Consider the following 15,606-nt stretch of genomic DNA (forward strand, 5'->3'; position numbering starts at 1 on the left):
AAATCGTAAATAAAAAGATGAAAGCAATACTCACCCGTCTCTTTAACCACGAAGAGCTTACGTCGGAGGAAACCAAACAAATCCTCCTCAACATCACCAAGGAAATGTATCCTGAGGCGCAGATAGCAGCCTTGCTCACTGCCTTCCAGATGCGGAGCATCACTGTGGACGAGCTTATCGGTTTCCGCGAAGCACTGATGGAGACACGCCTTCCCATCGACTTCGCCCCCTATCGCCCCATCGACATTGTAGGTACGGGCGGCGACGGAAAGAACACCTTCAACATCTCCACCTGCGCTTGCTTCGTGGTGGCGGGAGCCGGCTACAAGGTTGCCAAGCACGGCAACTACGGAGCCACTTCCGTGAGCGGAGCCAGCAATGTCATCGAGCAGCACGGCGTACGCTTCACCAACAACCCCGACACGCTGAAACGCAGCATGGAGGAGTGCAACATCGCTTACCTTCATGCCCAGCTTTTCAATCCGGCGATGAAGTTTGTCGGTCCCGTACGCAAGACGTTGGGAGTGCGCACCTTGTTCAATCTGCTCGGCCCGTTGGTGAATCCATGCTGTCCGGCATACCAGCTGCTCGGTGTGGCAGACCTCTCGCAGATGCGCCTATACACCAACGTATTCTATAAGCTCGGCATTGACTTTGCCGTGGTCAACAGCCTCGACAGCTACGACGAAATCTCCCTGACGGACGAGTTCAAGGTGATGACCCGCAACTATGAGCGCATCTACCGTCCGCAGGCCCTCGGCTTCAAGGATGCCCGTCCCGAAGAACTCTTCGGCGGCGTATGCAAGGAAGATGCCGCCCGCATCTTCGACAATATCCTTACGGGGCATGCCACACCTGCACAAACGCAATGCGTCATTGTCAACGCCGCCTTTGCCATCCAGGTGATGGAGCCGCAGAAAGAGATTGAAGAGTGCATCGCCATCGCACGCGAATCATTGGATAGCGGACGGGCGCTGGCGACACTGAAAAAATTTATCGAGATTAATAAATGAAGCAATGAAAGATATACTGTCCGAAATCATCGCCCATAAGCAAACAGAAATTGAACTGCAAAAGCAGACCGTCTCTCTGGAACAGTTGCAGGAGCAGGCCGGAGTCATCATCCGGGAGAATGCGGCCCACCGCCGCAGCATGAAGCAGGCCCTTGCCGCTTCTTCTACAGGAATCATCTCCGAGTTCAAACGCCGTTCACCCTCTAAAGGCTGGATAAACGAGGCTGCCCAAGCAGAGGAAATACCCGCCTCCTACGAAGCCGCCGGCGCCGCCGCCCTCTCCATCCTGACGGATGAGAAGTTCTTCGGCGGTACGCTGCGCGACATCCGCACGGCCCGTCCGCTGGTCCACATCCCCATCCTGCGCAAAGACTTCATCATCGACGAGTACCAGCTTCTGCAAGCCTGCATCGTAGGTGCCGACGCCGTACTGCTCATTGCCGCCTGCCTCAGTCCGGAGCAGTGCAGCACCCTCACCGCCCAAGCCCACGAACTCGGGCTGGAGGTATTGCTCGAAATCCACAGCCCTTCGGAACTCTCCTATATAAATAAGGAGGTCGACATGGTGGGTGTCAACAACCGCAACCTCGGCTCCTTCGTCACCGATGTAGAAAACTCCTTCCGGATAGCCCGGCAACTGCGCGAAGCCACCCACGGACCGGCATCCCCGCTCCTTGTCTCCGAAAGCGGCATCTCCGACCCCGAAACCATCTGCCGCCTGCGTGCCGCCGGCTTCCGCGGTTTCCTCATCGGCGAAACCTTCATGAAAACAGCCAATCCGGGCGAAACCCTGAAAGAGTTCATCCAAGACAGTCTCTTAATTAATAATTGAAAGCTGAAAGTTGATAATTGTAAATACAAAAGTCTCTCATACAGCGTTACATCGCGCAGCCAAATTGTAAATCGTAAATTGTAAATCGTAAATTGTAAATCGTAAATTGTAAATCGTAAATAAAATGTCTCCTCTCATCAAAGTATGCGGAATGACCGAAGCAGAAAACATCCGCAATGTAGAACTGCAAGGTGTAGATATGATTGGTTTTATCTTCTACCCCAAATCTCCCCGTTGTCTGTGCCAGATGCCCGGGTATCTGCCAGCCTGCGCCAAGCGCGTCGGCGTCTTTGTCAACGAAAGTAAGGAAAACATCCTGATGTATACCGACCGTTTCAGCCTGGACTACATCCAGCTGCATGGCAATGAAGCTCCCGAATACTGCCGTTCCCTGCGCAATGCAGGCCTGCACCTCATCAAGGCTTTCTCTATCTTGCTGCCCAAGGACCTGCTTGCCGTATCTGCCTACAATGGTCTGTGCGACTACTACCTCTTCGACACCAAGACCCCGCAGTACGGCGGTTCCGGCAACCAGTTCGACTGGAACCTCCTGCACCGCTACAACGGTCCCACCCCGTTCCTGCTCAGCGGTGGCATCAACCCCTACAGCGTAAAAGCCCTCCGGGAGTTCCGCCATCCCTATTTCGCAGGTATCGACATCAACAGCCGCTTCGAGACGGCACCGGGAATAAAGGATGTGGAACGCATCTCAAACTTCCTGAAAGAACTCAAGGGAGGTACGATTTGACGATTTACTATTTACTATTTGGCTGCGCAATATACGCCACATGGCAAATTGTACATTGTACATGGTAAATAGTAAATAGTAAATTGTCAAATAGTAAATAGTACCATGCAGCGTTATTGCGCAGCCAAATAGTAAATAGTAAATTGTAAAATAGTAAATAAAAATAGTATGTTGAACCGCATTAACCAACTTTTCCAGGACAGCCCCAAGAATCTGCTGTCCATTTACTTTTGTGCAGGCTGTCCCACCCTCGACGGTACAGCCGACGTTATCCGTGCCCTCGAAAAAAACGGAGTCAGCATGATTGAAATCGGAATTCCGTTCAGTGACCCCATGGCCGACGGCATTGTCATCCAGAATGCCGCCACCCGCGCCCTGCATAACGGCATGTCCCTCCGTCTGCTTTTCGAACAATTGCGCGACATCCGTCGCGATGTCCGCATCCCGCTTGTCCTTATGGGATACCTCAATCCCATCATGCAGTTCGGCTTCGAAGCCTTCTGCCAGAAGTGCGTGGAATGCGGCATCGATGGCGTCATCATTCCCGACCTCCCTTTCCGCGATTACGAAGAGAGTTACAAAGCCATCGCCTCGAAGTATGACATCCGTGTCATCATGCTCATTACCCCCGAAACCAGCGAAGCCCGCGTCCGCGAAATAGACGCCCACACCGACGGCTTCATCTATCTGGTGTCCAGTGCCGCTACCACCGGTGCCCAGAAAGACTTCGACACCCGGAAGCAAGCCTACTTCAAGAAGATAGAGGATATGAACCTGCGCAATCCACGCATGGTAGGCTTCGGCATCAGCAACAAGCAGACATTCGATGCCGCTTGCGCCCACTCATCCGGTGCCATCATCGGCAGCCGCTTCGTCACGCTGCTCAACGAGAAGGAAGGAGATGCGGAAAAGGCTATCAGGCAGTTGAAGGAAGATTTGAAACAGTGAGCTTATTCAAATTTCATACAATATATTTTTCGCAATGAAATAATAAAAGAGACAAAATCTGCAAAGACTTGTCTCTTTTATTTTCTCCCCATCTCATATTTCACTATCTTTGTGCCCGAAAAAAGCTCTAATACGAATATCATGAAAGTCGATTGCCCTTCCGTACTATTGATTTACACTGGCGGAACTATCGGAATGATAGAAAATCCCGAGACCGGTGCGCTTGAGAACTTCAACTTCGACCAACTGCTACAGCATGTTCCCGAACTGAAGCGCTTCAACTACCGCATCTCTTCCTATCAGTTCGACCCACCGATCGACTCTTCCGACATGGAGCCTTCCCTCTGGGCAAAGATTGTAAAAATCATCAACTACAACTACGACAATTTCGACGGCTTCGTCATCCTGCACGGTACCGATACGATGGCCTATACAGCCTCCGCCCTCAGTTTCATGCTCGAGAACCTTTCCAAGCCGGTCATCCTCACCGGTTCCCAGCTTCCCATCGGCACCCTGCGCACCGACGGGAAAGAGAACCTCATCACCGCCATTGAAATAGCCGCCGCCAAGCATCCGGACGGTACTCCTATCGTCCCCGAAGTGTGCATCTTCTTCGAGAACGAGCTGATGCGGGGCAACCGTACCACCAAAATCAATGCCGAGAATTTCAATGCTTTCCGCTCCTTCAACTATCCCGCACTGGCAAAGGCAGGCATCCATATCCGTTATAACGAGCACCTCATCCACCGTCCCGACCCGTCACGCCCCATGAAGCCGCACTACCTTTTCGACACCAATGTCGTAGTGCTCACCCTCTTTCCCGGCATCCAGGAAAGCATCATCAACTCCGTGCTTCATGTTCCCGGCCTGAAAGCTGTTGTCCTCAAGACCTTCGGTTCCGGCAATGCCCCCCAGAAAGAATGGTTCATCCGCCAGCTGAAAGAAGCCAGCGAACGTGGCATTGTCATCGTCAACATCACCCAATGCCAAAGTGGCGCCGTCGAGATGGGACGTTACGAAACCGGTCTGCAACTTCTCCAGGCAGGTGTCATCAGCGGCTATGACAGTACCCCCGAATGTGCCGTCACCAAACTCATGTTCCTCCTGGGGCATGGACTGGACCAAGCCGAAATCCGCCACCGCATGAATTCCGACCTGGCAGGAGAAATCACCAAGATTTAGTAAAGCGGCAATACAGAGGGCATTTAGTAATATTGATAATTTTCAAGACAAACTTGCATTATCTATCCATGCAAAATCGTTAAAAAGCGTTAACCAACACGCTTTTATCCCCCATTAATAAAGCTTATTAGTTTAAATAAACGTACTTTTGCTTACAATCAAGCAAAACAAATGTAAAATATGGGAGAAAATACCCTATACAAACGCTTTCTGCCGCTTGTTATTCTTACAGTAGGCATACTGCTGCAGGGTTGTAAAGACGATGTTTTTAACCCCGAAAAAGTGAAAGCAGCCTATCAAGACAGGTTTCCGGTCAAGAACATAGATCCGGCTATGGATTGGAAAATGACTCAGCAGGTCCGGGTCAATGTTTCTGTATCCGAAGATACCGGCATCGACTATACCATACGTATTTACGACAAGAACCCCTTAATCAGCCGGTCATCTGCCAAACTGCTGACAGAAGGCACCGCCAATAATACAACAGTATTTACTACCGTCATGGACTGCCCTTCTGTGCTGACGAGCGCTTTTGTGTGCCGCACCGATGCACACAGCCGCAACATAGTAAAATACGTATCCATCCAAAACGGTCAGCTCCATGCCGCTTTCGGCAGTTCCCCCACAACTACACGTGCCGCATGGACACGCAGTGTCAGCATCGAGACCTATTCACCGGAAAAGTCTGAGGCAGAAATCACCGCAATGCTATCAAGTGCCGAAGAAATAAGGCCGAATACCGATTTTCAAAACGGAAAAGCCTACAAAATCTCCAAAGACAATATATATAGGAATAAAATCAGCAAGGACGGCATGGGAAGTGACAATCCGGCCATCATCATCATTGAAGGCAGCTGGGAACCCAATGGAAACAACATGACCGTTGAACGAGGCTTCGAATTCTATGTGATTGACGGAGGGGAAATCGTGATACCGGACGAGCACACCTTCACTTTAGTGCAATCCAGCCGGTTTATCGTCTACGCGGGTGGAACCATCAAAGGGAACGACATCGAATTGACCAATGCATCCGGAGGCAGCTACAACTACAATGCCGGCACTATGGAAATAGATGATTTCCATGTCAGCCAGGGAGGAGCATTCTATAATTGCGGTACTGTGCGTGTCGATGAAATGAATTTCGACAGCGGATGCAAATTCATCAACCAGGGCAAAGCCTATATCGGGAAAACCGACAGCAACATCACTATAGACAACGGATGCTATCTATATGCGGAAGAATTTGTAGGCACACTGAACATGGGAGACACCTCTTCTGCAGAGATAGAGGATTTCGGGGACCATAGCAACAATTACAACACCCAAATCACGATGGGTGACAACTCCATGATAACCGTACTTGATGAAGCAGAATTGTCACAAGCACAATTTATGGGTCCAAACAATGAATATGCACTGGTAAAAATCAATAAAATTGAAGATATAGGAAATTTCTCCAGCCAGGGAAACATTCATTATGAAGTGAAAGAAATTGACGATGATATCACCGAGGATATCTGGTGGGAAGCCAAATTCCTTGATGCCATCAAGAACACCGAAGGAACCATATCCAAATGGGGAGAATCCCCCATCACCATTCCTGCCGGAGACTGTACGGGCGAAGGCAATACTCCGGACGAGTCCGGCTCAGAAACCCCTACAGACCCGGTCTCCTATACGTACGTATTCGAAGACAACTTCCCGTTGGTAGGCGACTATGACTTCAACGACGTGGTCTTGGACGTGAAGACCTACTATCACCGCGAGAAAAAGACGAACCACATCAAGCGCATACAGCTCGACGTGACCCTTGCTGCAGCAGGAGCAAGCAAGCCGTTGGGCGTAGGGCTCCGGATTACCGGAATCAATAAATCCGATATCCGGGAAGTCAAGACCGGAGGCGACGATTCGCGTTTCCAGGAGTCATTCAACAGCTCGTACAACAAATTCAGGTACAATAACGTTACTTATATGGAAGATTCCGATCCGAGTGTCGTAATCCCCATTGCAGGCGAAGTACACAATGTATTTGGAGTCGAACCGGGTGAGATGGTAAACACCGGCATTGGAGTAACCGCCAAAGAGTATACTTATGAAGTCATTATTGAACTGACAGACCAAACTCGGACAGAGCCCCTATTCTCAAAAGACAATCTGGACTTCTTCATCTGTTATCAATATAAAAGCATGGAACAACGCATGGAAGTTCATCTTTACGAATTTTGGGGATATGGCGCCACTGCCGCCGGAACCATACAGCAAGAGAATCTTGACTTAGCGGGCAACAACACGTGGGCAATCTGCGTGCCGTATGGCTTCCGCTATCCCAAGGAAACCATCAATGTTTCACGTACTGACATCCCCGAAGCAAGCGCATATCCGGAATTCATCTATTGGGCCCAAGACAGAACCCAGTATACGGAATGGTACGAACACCCGGTAGAAGAAAATGTATATAGATAAATATAGCAAACAATTATCATAAACAATGAAACAAATATTATTTGTAGATGACAAACCTGCCATAGGCAAGGTACTCTCGGTCTATTTAGGGAAAGAGAATGAGCTGGTTTATTTCGAAGATCCCGTCAGGGCCATAGAATGGCTGAATGAGGGGAACGAACCCGCTCTCATCATTTCGGACATACGCATGCCCAAGATGACCGGCAGTGAATTCCTGGCATATCTGAAAAGCAATTCACTTTTCAAGGACATTCCGGTTGTGATGCTTTCCAGTGAAGAAAGTACCACCGAGCGCATCAACCTGCTCGAAGCCGGGGCCGAGGATTTCATACTGAAACCTTTCAATCCTATGGAGCTGAAGGCCCGCATCAAGAAATTTCTCTAAACAACAAAATCAATGGATATGTTATATTATATCTACATAGGTAGCAACCGCGTCACCATCGACCACTTGAGCAAAATTACGGGAGGCATGTTCATGGCTGTTTCATCCTGCAACAAAGCGGCGAAAGTCATCGACGGTATCCGCGAACGGTACAACACATCCATTCTTTACGAAGAAAGTACCCCTCAAAAGGACAGCCAGAACATCACTTTCCTGCACAAGCGCTTCCCCCGTGTCTACATCATCCTCATCACCGAAGGACTGCAGAAGGAACACCGCAAGCTCTATCTGCAGGCAGGTGTCAACAACACCCTTTCCCCCATGGCCAGCGAAGAGAGCCTCCTGCAAATGGTAAAATTCCTCCGGTTGCGCAAGGAGCACAAACTGCAGGAATTCAGCCAGTCACACCGTAAGATATTCAACACCTTCCACCTGCCTGTGTGGAAGCGCATATTCGACATCCTCTTTGCCGTTGCCGTACTGATTGTGCTGTCTCCCATACTCATCGCGACAGCCATAGCCATCCGCGTGGAAAGCAAGGGAAGAGTGATTTACAAGTCCCAGCGTGTGGGCAGCAACTACCAGATATTCAACTTCCTGAAGTTCCGCTCCATGTACACCAATGCCGACAAGCGCCTGAAAGAGCTGAACGCCCTCAACCAATATAAGATAGAGGAAGAGCTTACGGACGAGCAGCCCGATATCCGCTTCGACGACCTGACCGGCACTTCTGAAGAAGAGGCTACCCTGCTGATTTCGGACGATTTTGTCATCTCTGAAGAAGATTTCCTCAAAAAGAAGGCCCAAGAAAAACAGAATACGTTCGTCAAGATAGAGAACGATCCCCGTGTCACCCGCGTAGGCCGTTTCATCCGCAAGTACAGCATTGACGAACTGCCGCAGCTGTTCAACGTCCTCAAAGGAGACATGAGCATCGTGGGCAACCGCCCGCTCCCCCTCTACGAGGCCGAGCTGCTGACCAGCGACGCATATATCGAGCGCTTCATGGCCCCCGCCGGACTGACGGGACTGTGGCAAGTGGAGAAACGAGGCGGCGCCGGGAAGATGTCGGCCGAAGAGCGCAAGCAACTGGACATTAAGTACGCCCAAGAATTCTCATTCTGGCTGGACATGAAGATACTGTGCAAGACGCTGACGGCGTTTGTGCAAAAAGAGAATGTATAAAAAGATAATAGGAATTATATGGTTTTAGAGATGATAAAAAGATATATCAAGTCCATCATTTACAGTGTAATCCTTTTAGGATTGTTGGGGGTACCTTTGTCTGTGGCTGCGCAGCAGGAGTTGACACGGGAGGAGCGCATCAAGATATTGGAGCAACTCAAGATGGAGGATAAAAAAATAGAAGTCAACACATTGGGTTTAATCAGTCCGAAGACATCAATAGATATTGAGAAATTAGAATTGCCCCCTCTATCTGTCTTTCTTGATGCAGTGACAGAGAATGCGTCAGTAAAAAGAGCCCAATCCCAAGTAGAGCAACTCAAGAACCAATATCGCCTGGAAAAGCGGAACTGGTGGAACTACTTCAGACTGAACGGTAACTATTCTTACGGACGCTACAATATTATAGGCAATGCCAGTGACGAGTTCACCCCTATGTACCAGACAACCATGTCGAGTGCCCAGCACAACTTCAATGTCGGGGCCAGCTTCGGCATCACCTTAGGAGACTTGTTCAACCGACCACTGAAACTGAAAGACTACCGCTATCAGATAGAACAATTGCAATATATGCAAGAAGATGTCATGGAAGAACGGAGACTAAAGGTATTGGAAGCCTACAATGCAGTTACCGAACAATTAGCCACTATAAAAGCCAAAGCAGAAACGGCCGCCTTGTATAACGCACAGATGAAAATTTCAGAAAACAACTTCATACAAGGAGCCATTGATATCATTGCACTTTCTTTGGAACGTGCACGCCGCACCGGTGCCGTGACTAATTATGAGCAAAGCCGCGTAGCTTTACACAATTCAATCGTATTGTTAGAGATGCTGACTAATGTTAAAGTTATAACAGACAAGTAAAACTAATTATGAATATAGTACAATTTTTGGCAAGCTTCTTTTACCGCATCCGTTATTGGTTATTGTGGGGAAGCCTCCTTGTTACAGCATTAGTCATATACTTTACACAGTTTTTACCATACAGTTATACGGTAAACAGCAGTCTATATGCAGGTGTAACCAACAGCACCAATCTGGACGGAAGCCAGCTTATCAATATCAACAGTACCTTCGACAATATCATCAATATAGGCAAGTCCAAAAACACTTTGGCAAAGGTTTCGGTACGTCTGCTTGCAACCAGCCTCGTATACGGTGATGAGTGGAAAGACAACATGTACATTCAAGCCAAACATTATAGGCAGCTCGTCCAAATCCTTCCTAAAGAAGTGCTGGCTTTGGTAGACCGTTCCTCTTTGGATAAAACTACAAATAATCTGATGAATTACCGGAAAGAGAACAGCAGTAATTTTGTCTATTCCATATTCAACCGTCCCTACCCTTATTACAGTTATAGCGCATTAAGCACAATCACCATTAAACGACTGGGTACCAGCGACCTGATAGAATTGGTATATACCTCCTCCGATCCCGGTATTACGCAAAACACCCTCAAGATATTGGAAGATGAACTGTTAAAGGCTTATGAGCAACTCCGGTTCAGTGCCACGAACAGTGCTATCGCCTATTTTGAAGAACAAGTGCGCATAGCCAAAAAAGCACTTACTGCAGAAGAAGATGATTTAACAGACTATAGTGTTCAAAAACAAGTCATCAACTACGACGAGCAATCCAAGGCATTAGCTTTGACCAAATATGCGACGGACGACCGTATGGAAGAAGTGCAGCGAAACTATGGAAGCGCAGTGGCTTTACGCCAGATGTTAGAGAATAAAATGGACATACGTGCCAAGATTATACGCACAAATACTAATTTGTTGCAAGAACTGGAAAAAGTTAGTACCCTGAACCAAAGTATTCTTGAGCAAGAAATATTCACCACAGAACAGAGCCAGCAGAATAGTGATAAACTTCAAAGAGAAAAAGACGCTCTGCAAAAGGCAGAAGAAAAGATAAGCCATCTCTCCGATAATTTAAACGAGTATGGTTTCTCCAAGGAAGGGGTAGGCATTCAAGAAATGGTGACAGAATGGCTGACGGCATGCATCAATGAGGCGAAAGCCAAAGCTGAAGTGAAAGTATTGGTTGACCGCCAACGGGACATTATCGACCAATACCGGGAATTCTCACCCGTAGGCACTCAAATCAAGCGGAAAGAACGTGCCGTAGGCATTGCCGAAGACAATTATCGCCGACAAATAGGAGGCCTTGCCGAAGCACACCTCCGTTTGCAGAATATCAAGATGACAACTGCCAACCTGCAGGTCATAGCATCCCCCGAGTATCCGCTGACAGACAATGGCAGAAAAAGAATTATCTACGTCCTTGCCGCATTCTTCGGCAGTATGATATTCATAAGCGGCTACTTCCTGCTGATTGAATTGTTAGACCGCACTCTCCGCGACCCGGACCGCAGCAAACGCCTGACCGGACTCTCTGTCATTGCAGCATTCAACGGTGTAAGCAACTTGAAGTATCGTGGATTCCTCAAGGCCTGTAACCGGCTTGCCGCTGCCTATAGTTGCCGGCAATTGAACAACTACCTGCACCCGGACCGTCCTACTGTCATAAACCTGCTCAGCATGGAGAAACGTGAAGGAAAATCATTCCTTGCCAAATATTTCATTGATTACTGGGAAACTGAGGGTATAAAAGTGCGCCTTGTAAAATATGACCACGATTTCGATACCCAAAACAAGGGATATGTACAAGCTCAAGAATTGTCTGACTTCTGGGTTCTGAATGAAGCAGAAGAAATACCGGACATCATTTTAGTGGAATATCCTGCTGTCAGTACCGCAACTCTACCTATGTCGGTATTGAAAAAAGCAGATTTCAATTTGCTGATAGCCAACGCCGCCCGATTGTGGGGCAGAGATGACGACACCCGGTTGAAACCGTTAAAGGAAGAATTGGAAGGAACTCCTCTATTTATGTATCTCAACAATGCAGACCGCGAAGTGGTTGAAAGCTTCACCGGAGAATTGCCTCCTCACACCCCGGTTCACAGCTTCTTCAGCCGGTTGGCACAATTAGGTTTAACATCAAAATCAGCAGCTGTCAAATAAATGCAAACGGATATCAAAGGACATAGCATATCTCCCTTGGCGGTAACATTATTAGTGTTCATCATCGGACTGGGTGCGCTCATCTATAGCATATTATTCAGTACTTGGGATATCACTGCATACGTTTGCCTTTCCCCTTTCTTCCTGATAATAGCAATACAAGCATTAAGAAACCCTTTTGCCGGTGTATGTTTCCTATTCACATTCAATTACTTTTTCATTCCCTGGTACAGATACACGCAGGGCAGTGGGTTGAGTGTCTGGTATGATGTCGCAACCGTCACCCTGCTTGTGACGCTCCTGATATATTCCTATCACCAACAAGGTAAGATTGCATGGAAATACACCAAAAACATTCTGACGTTCGGAGGTTGCATATGGGCCATATATACTGCGGCTGAAATCATGAATCCAACAGCTCTCACGGAAGCTTGGATTTACTCCCGTGGAATCATATACAGTACCCTTGTCATGTCATTAATTGGCGTTTTAACAATGACCTCCTACAAGCGGTTGCGCGTCATTATGCTTTTTCTGTCCATATTCACATTGACAGCCGTAGCCAAAGCTGTTTACCAGAAATATGCAGGTTTTGATGAGACAGAAACAACCATGCTGATTGAAACGGAAATGTACAAGACACACCTTTTATCCGATGTCACCCGATATTTTTCCTTTTTCACAGATGCCGGAAATTTCGGTTCCAACATGGGCTTTGCCGCCATTCTGTTCGGTATCTCGGCTATCTTCATAAAAGAACGTTCCATAAGAATCTATTATGCAATTATTGCCGTCTGTTCCATATATGCCTTGTTCATTTCCGGAACCCGCGGTGCACTGTTTGTCCCCATCGGAGGAATCATATTGTTAACTTTCCTCAGTAAAAATATCAAGCTCATGGGAGCTACAGTCTTCTTCGGATTGTTTTTTTATGTCTTTTTCGCCCATACCTATATCGGTGAAAGCAACACTTCCATCAGACGCATGCGTACAGCTTTCAGACCTACAGAAGACGCCTCATACATTGTCCGCAAAGAAAACCAAAAAAGATTGGCTGAATATCTAAAATACAAACCTTTCGGAGAAGGACTTGGTTTGGGAGGGGTAGAAGCCAGAAAATATGGTTCCCGTCTCACAACACTCATTCCCCATGATTCTTTTTATGTCAAGATATGGATGGAAACCGGCATTGTAGGATTAGTGCTTTTTCTTACCATATATGTCTGTACATTGTTAAGAGGTTGCTATCTTATCATGTTTCGGATTAAGAATAACGAGCTACGTGGAATACTCACGGCCATTGCTTGCGGTATTTTCGGACTAATGATAAGTGCCTATGGAAATGCCTTTTTCTTTCAATTCCCTACAGGATTTATAATCATTTTATTTTTGTCAGTTCTGATTAACGGGGAGCATATCGACCAACTGCTGACCCAACAAAAAATGAAAAAGAAATAGAAAATATTAAATAGAAAACATATATGAACGACATTTTTTCCATATTCAATCCCGACTGGTGGATGGACGAGAACAACAATGCCTTGCAAATGACAGACGCGGTTCTTTTCTTATTGCTGGCCATCCCCGTAGCCTACTTGTTTATCTATGCATTGGCCTCCTTGCGGAAATACAAGAATCCCTATCCACCGTCCCCCAAGCGACATCGGTTCCTGGTCCTCTTTGTTGTGCTGAAAAACGGCAAGGAAGTGATAGAGTCCATCAATCATTTCCTTGACACGCAGACGTATCCGAGAGAAAAATACGACATCGCAGTGGCTGCCACACAACTGTCCGAAGAAGATTTGGTTACGCTGCTCCAGATGCCGGTCAACATTGTCGTGCCCGATAAAGAACATTGCACAAAGATATATGCCATACAGCAGGTCATGGAGCGCTATTCTCCTCATGAGTACGATGCCATCACCATATTCAATTCAGACAACAAAGTTGTTCCTAACGCATTAGAGCTTTTCAACAATGCCTACTACTCCGGATGTGATGCCATCCAAGCCCACCGCATGACGGAAAACCTGAATACTAACATCGCCGTATTAAACGCCACCAGCGAAGAAATCAACAACCACCTCTTCCGCAAGGCACATACGGCACTGGGATTCTCCTCCGCCCTCATCGGTTCGGGCATGATGTTTGATTTTGAGATGTTCCAGGAAATCGCTCCCAGATTATCAGGAAGCGATTTGGCCAAAGCTACAGAAATGGAACTTCTGAAGGAAAACATATATACCGAATACATGGAAGAAATAGTCTGCTATTGCAAAAAGACGGACGATACATCGGGGTACAGCAAAGAACGCCAGCGCTGGTTGGGCTCACAGTACCGCAGCTCCATACTGGCATTGCAACAATTTCCGATAGCATTCTTACAAGGAAAGTGGGATTTATGCGAAAAATTATTCCAATGGCTACTTCCATCCCGTTTCCTGCTCATCTTATATATCACGATATGTGCCGTAGCAATGACGTTTCTGGAGTGGCCGCTTGCTACAAAATGGTATGCACTTTTAGCCGTTTTATTCATCACTTTTTTGATGGCCATGCCCGAAGGGGAAATCAGCCGCAAATTCCGGAGCGCTTTCTGGTCTCTGCCCATATTGGTAGTCACCTCTTCCATGAGCCACATCACAAGAATCTTTAAACGGAAAAAGAAAAGAAAGGCAGCAAAATGAGAATCGCCATCGAAGCCCAACGCATTTTCCGCAAAGACAAGCATGGCATGGACTTTGTCATCCTGGAGACACTGAAAGAACTGCAAAAGCGGAAAGACGGTAATGAATATTACGTATTCGTTGCTCCGGGGGAGGACTGGTGCCTGGAAGAATCGGAAAACCTCCATATCATTGAGCTTCGCTGCCCTACTTATCCTTTGTGGGAGCAGATAGCATTGCCCCAGGCCGTCAGGAAGCTGAAAGCGGACTTGCTGCATTGTACATCGAATACAGCCCCGTTATGGTGTCCCGTCCCTTTGGTGCTGACGCTTCATGACATTATCTATTTGGAGCCGCGTCAGCATCGCAGTCCTTCCTTCTATCAGGAAATGGGATGGCATTACCGTCGCCTGATTGTTCCCCGCATCCTGAAGAAAGCAAGAAATATTATTACAGTTTCTCAGTTCGAGTGTACCCGCATACGCGAAGCGCTGCAACTTCCCAAAGAAGTCATTAAAGCCGTTTACAACGGCTACAGCGCTTACTTTACGATGCAGGAAACACCCGATGAGAGTATTGTGCAGAAATACATACCGCACCCAGACTTTCTTTTCTTTCTTGGAAATACAGACCCCAAAAAGAATGCGGCACGTACCCTGAAAGCATACGCGTTGTATCTGAAAGCATCCCAAACGAAACGCCCCCTTCTCATTGCCGATTTAAAAGAAGAATATATCGACCAGCTTCTTCAGCAAGAAGGAATCACCGGGATAAAAGAACATCTGTATTATCCGGGATATATCGGCAACAAAGATTTAGCAACCCTTTATAATGCAGCATTTGCATTTCTCTATCCTTCCTTGCGTGAAAGTTTCGGGATTCCGATACTGGAGGCTATGGCTTGCGGCACTCCCGTAGTGACGGGCAACGTTTCGGCAATGCCCGAAGTAGCCGGTAAAGGTGCCATTTTAGTCGACCCTCAAGAACCGCAAAAAATAGCAGATGCCTTGCTACGCCTGGAAAATGATGCGACACTCTATCAGCAACAAGTAAATTACAGTCTGGAACGTGTAAAACTGTTCTCCTGGAAACACACTGCAGAAGAATATGTAAAGATATATCACTGTATTCACCAGTAACCGGCAAACA

The 15,606-nt window shown here is 47.4% G+C and carries 13 protein-coding genes; all 13 read left to right on the forward strand.

Going from position 1 to position 15,606, the window contains the following annotated elements; genetic code table 11:
• Positions 1-17 precede the first annotated feature (17 nt).
• The 13 genes from trpD to NQ510_RS15670 all read left to right on the forward strand — a co-directional run bounded on the left by trpD (position 18) and on the right by NQ510_RS15670 (position 15,596).
• A complete protein-coding gene (trpD, locus tag NQ510_RS15610; protein WP_005827521.1) occupies positions 18-1,013 on the forward strand; it encodes an anthranilate phosphoribosyltransferase in 996 nt (331 codons plus the stop codon).
• Positions 1,014-1,017: 4 nt separating this feature from the next.
• Positions 1,018-1,845 carry an indole-3-glycerol phosphate synthase TrpC gene (gene trpC / locus NQ510_RS15615; protein ID WP_005827518.1) on the forward strand — a complete coding sequence of 276 codons (828 nt, stop codon included), beginning with the start codon at positions 1,018-1,020 and terminating at the stop codon, positions 1,843-1,845.
• Between the two features lie 124 nt (positions 1,846-1,969).
• Complete coding sequence (locus NQ510_RS15620) at positions 1,970-2,593, forward strand: phosphoribosylanthranilate isomerase (protein ID WP_034525534.1); 624 nt, start codon at positions 1,970-1,972, stop codon at positions 2,591-2,593.
• Between the two features lie 168 nt (positions 2,594-2,761).
• Positions 2,762-3,541 (forward strand): tryptophan synthase subunit alpha, encoded by a 780-nt coding sequence (gene trpA / locus NQ510_RS15625; RefSeq protein WP_005827514.1) that lies wholly within the window; start codon positions 2,762-2,764, stop codon positions 3,539-3,541.
• Positions 3,542-3,682: 141 nt separating this feature from the next.
• Positions 3,683-4,723, forward strand: coding sequence for an asparaginase (ansA, locus tag NQ510_RS15630; protein WP_005827512.1), 1,041 nt, complete (start codon positions 3,683-3,685; stop codon positions 4,721-4,723).
• A gap of 180 nt (positions 4,724-4,903) precedes the next feature.
• The gene (locus NQ510_RS15635) at positions 4,904-7,186 is read left to right on the forward strand and encodes an LruC domain-containing protein (RefSeq protein WP_005827510.1); all 2,283 of its coding nucleotides are present in this window, start codon (positions 4,904-4,906) and stop codon (positions 7,184-7,186) included.
• Between the two features lie 25 nt (positions 7,187-7,211).
• Complete coding sequence (locus NQ510_RS15640) at positions 7,212-7,571, forward strand: response regulator (RefSeq protein WP_005827508.1); 360 nt, start codon at positions 7,212-7,214, stop codon at positions 7,569-7,571.
• 18 nt (positions 7,572-7,589) lie between these two features.
• Entirely contained in the window at positions 7,590-8,756 is a 1,167-nt protein-coding gene (locus NQ510_RS15645) for a sugar transferase (protein ID WP_034525542.1), read from the forward strand.
• 30 nt (positions 8,757-8,786) lie between these two features.
• Positions 8,787-9,623: a TolC family protein gene (locus tag NQ510_RS15650; protein ID WP_034525533.1), complete on the forward strand. Its 837-nt coding sequence runs from the start codon at positions 8,787-8,789 to the stop codon at positions 9,621-9,623.
• Between the two features lie 8 nt (positions 9,624-9,631).
• Entirely contained in the window at positions 9,632-11,791 is a 2,160-nt protein-coding gene (locus NQ510_RS15655; RefSeq protein WP_005827501.1) for a GumC family protein, read from the forward strand.
• A complete protein-coding gene (locus NQ510_RS15660) occupies positions 11,792-13,249 on the forward strand; it encodes an O-antigen ligase family protein (protein WP_005827499.1) in 1,458 nt (485 codons plus the stop codon).
• Positions 13,250-13,272: 23 nt separating this feature from the next.
• Positions 13,273-14,478: a glycosyltransferase family 2 protein gene (locus NQ510_RS15665; protein WP_005827498.1), complete on the forward strand. Its 1,206-nt coding sequence runs from the start codon at positions 13,273-13,275 to the stop codon at positions 14,476-14,478.
• Positions 14,475-15,596: a glycosyltransferase family 4 protein gene (locus tag NQ510_RS15670; RefSeq protein WP_005827496.1), complete on the forward strand. Its 1,122-nt coding sequence runs from the start codon at positions 14,475-14,477 to the stop codon at positions 15,594-15,596. The genes NQ510_RS15665 and NQ510_RS15670 overlap by 4 nt, the downstream gene beginning before the upstream one ends.
• Positions 15,597-15,606 lie beyond the last annotated feature (10 nt).

It is taken from the genome of Bacteroides uniformis, from assembly GCF_025147485.1.
Taxonomy (GTDB): domain Bacteria; phylum Bacteroidota; class Bacteroidia; order Bacteroidales; family Bacteroidaceae; genus Bacteroides; species Bacteroides uniformis.

Coding starts and splice junctions, on each gene's coding strand:
- trpD (WP_005827521.1), top strand. CDS start 18: ATGAAAGCAATACTCACCCGTCTCTTTAACCACGAAGAGCTTACGTCG.
- trpC (WP_005827518.1), top strand. CDS start 1,018: ATGAAAGATATACTGTCCGAAATCATCGCCCATAAGCAAACAGAAATT.
- NQ510_RS15620 (WP_034525534.1), top strand. CDS start 1,970: ATGTCTCCTCTCATCAAAGTATGCGGAATGACCGAAGCAGAAAACATC.
- trpA (WP_005827514.1), top strand. CDS start 2,762: ATGTTGAACCGCATTAACCAACTTTTCCAGGACAGCCCCAAGAATCTG.
- ansA (WP_005827512.1), top strand. CDS start 3,683: ATGAAAGTCGATTGCCCTTCCGTACTATTGATTTACACTGGCGGAACT.
- NQ510_RS15635 (WP_005827510.1), top strand. CDS start 4,904: ATGGGAGAAAATACCCTATACAAACGCTTTCTGCCGCTTGTTATTCTT.
- NQ510_RS15640 (WP_005827508.1), top strand. CDS start 7,212: ATGAAACAAATATTATTTGTAGATGACAAACCTGCCATAGGCAAGGTA.
- NQ510_RS15645 (WP_034525542.1), top strand. CDS start 7,590: ATGTTATATTATATCTACATAGGTAGCAACCGCGTCACCATCGACCAC.
- NQ510_RS15650 (WP_034525533.1), top strand. CDS start 8,787: ATGATAAAAAGATATATCAAGTCCATCATTTACAGTGTAATCCTTTTA.
- NQ510_RS15655 (WP_005827501.1), top strand. CDS start 9,632: ATGAATATAGTACAATTTTTGGCAAGCTTCTTTTACCGCATCCGTTAT.
- NQ510_RS15660 (WP_005827499.1), top strand. CDS start 11,792: ATGCAAACGGATATCAAAGGACATAGCATATCTCCCTTGGCGGTAACA.
- NQ510_RS15665 (WP_005827498.1), top strand. CDS start 13,273: ATGAACGACATTTTTTCCATATTCAATCCCGACTGGTGGATGGACGAG.
- NQ510_RS15670 (WP_005827496.1), top strand. CDS start 14,475: ATGAGAATCGCCATCGAAGCCCAACGCATTTTCCGCAAAGACAAGCAT.